Source organism: Streptomyces sp. NPDC057253 (assembly GCF_042669125.1).
In the GTDB taxonomy this organism is placed as follows: Bacteria; Actinomycetota; Actinomycetes; order Streptomycetales; family Streptomycetaceae; genus Streptomyces.
Genome location: NZ_JBHUXV010000293.1, coordinates 1 through 1,924 on the forward strand (window position 1 = coordinate 1; position 1,924 = coordinate 1,924).

At 64.4% G+C, this 1,924-nt stretch carries 2 protein-coding genes; both read left to right on the forward strand.

The window, feature by feature from the left end; all coding sequences use genetic code 11:
- Positions 1 to 96 precede the first annotated feature (96 nt).
- Positions 97 to 1,017, forward strand: a complete 921-nt coding sequence (locus ACFULQ_RS49045) for a carbohydrate ABC transporter permease (protein ID WP_383558337.1) — start codon at positions 97 to 99, stop codon at positions 1,015 to 1,017.
- Entirely contained in the window at positions 1,014 to 1,916 is a 903-nt protein-coding gene (locus ACFULQ_RS49050; RefSeq protein ID WP_383558340.1) for a carbohydrate ABC transporter permease, read from the forward strand. The genes ACFULQ_RS49045 and ACFULQ_RS49050 overlap by 4 nt, the downstream gene beginning before the upstream one ends.
- Positions 1,917 to 1,924 lie beyond the last annotated feature (8 nt).

The following is a 1,924-nucleotide window of genomic DNA, read 5'->3' on the forward strand; positions in this document are numbered from 1 at the left end:
GGCCCCGACCCCGCCGCCCGGTCCCCGGGCGCCCGTGATGCCGGGCTCATGGCGTGAGCCCCTCGCAATCCCATCCACCAGCACGGAGTCAGGAAGATGACAAAAAGCGCCTCGGACGTGTCTGTGAGCTCGCCGAGTCCGCCCAGGAGACGCAACAAGTACACCCTTGCGCCGCTCGTCCTCATCGCGGCCAACGTCGTGCTCTTCGCGTTGTTCTTCGTCTGGCCGGCGGTGATCGGGCTCCTCTACTCCTTCACGAACTACACGGGCGTGGGGCCGTTCCAGTGGATCGGGCTGGACAACTACCAGAACCTGTTCGGGGACTCCACGTTCTACGACGCGCTGACCCGGACGCTGCTCTACACCGTCCTCTTCGTCCCGCTGAACTTCGTGGTCTCGCTGCTCGCCGCCAACCTCGTGGTGAGCAAGCACGCCAAGGGCGGTTCGGTCGCCCGGGTCATCTTCTTCATCCCGTGGCTGCTGTCGCCCATCGTCGTGGGTGTCCTGTGGCGCTGGATGTTCGGCGAGAACTTCGGACTGGTCAACTACATCATCGAGAAGTTCGGCGGAGACGCCGTGCCGTGGCAGTCGAACGCGGACCTCTCGCTGCTCGTGGTCGTGATGGCGGCGGCCTGGGCCTGGACGGGCTTCACGATGCTGCTGTTCATCGCGGCCATCAAGAACGTGCCGGTGTCCTACTACGAGGCCGCCTCGCTCGACGGCGCCGGCCCCTGGCGCCAGTTCTTCAGCATCACCCTGCCGAGCATCGCGCCCACCTCGTTCATCGTGATCCTGCTCAACACGATCAACTCGATGAAGGAGTACCCGGTGTTCGTCGCCCTCAACAACGGCGGACCCGGCACCTCGAACAACCTGCTCGTCCAGTACATCTACGAGACCGGCTTCAAACGGGGCCAGATCGGCTACGCGAGCGCCGCGTCGTTCGTGCTCATGATCATCCTGATGGCCGTCGCGATCATCCAGCTGATCGTCAACCGGCGGGTGGAGAACCGATGACAACCACAGACATCCCGCGCCCGGCCGACGTCGGCTCCCGGCGGAGCGTCGCCAGGAAGCGGCCCCGCAAGACGGCCACCGGTGGGCTCCGGCAGGCGGTGTCCGCGACGACACTGCTGTGGCTCATGGCGTGCCTGTACGGCTTCCCGGTGCTGTGGTTCATCCTCAGCTCCTTCAAGCCGGCCAGCGACCTGTTCTCCTATCCGCTGACGCTGGTCCCGCACAACCCCACCCTGTCGGGCTTCAAGGCGGCGTGGGACAGCGCGAACTTCTCCCAGTACTTCATCAACACGGCCATCGTGTGCGTGATCACGACGATCCTCACGGTGGGTGTCAGCTGCTGCACCGGGTACGCGCTGGCCAAGTACGACAACCGATGGCTCAAGGCCTTCTTCATCTGCATCCTGGCCACCACGATGCTGCCCGGCGAGGTCATGCTCGCCCCGGAGTTCCTGGTGGTCCGCAACCTCGGCCTCTACAACTCCTTCGCCGGCATCATCCTCCCGGCCGTGCTCACCGCGACCGGATGCTTCATGTTCCGCCAGTTCTTCCTGACGGTCCCCGACGAACTCGTGGAGGCCGCCCGCATCGACGGCGCCAAGGAGCTGTCGATCTTCCTGCGGATCATGGTGCCGCTCTCCCGGCCCATCATGCTGACCCTCGCCATCCTGTCCTTCCAGTGGCGCTGGAACGACTACATCTGGCCGCTGCTGATGCTCAACGACCCGAACAAGTTCACCGTCCAGATCGGCATCCAGAGCATCGTCGGCGCGCAGAACATCAACTGGTCGGTCCTGCTGGGCGCGTCGGTCATCTCCATGATCCCGCTGATCGCCATCTTCCTGGTCTTCCAGAAATACGTCATGGGCGCCGACATCAATGCCGGACTGAAGGACTGACCTTGCCC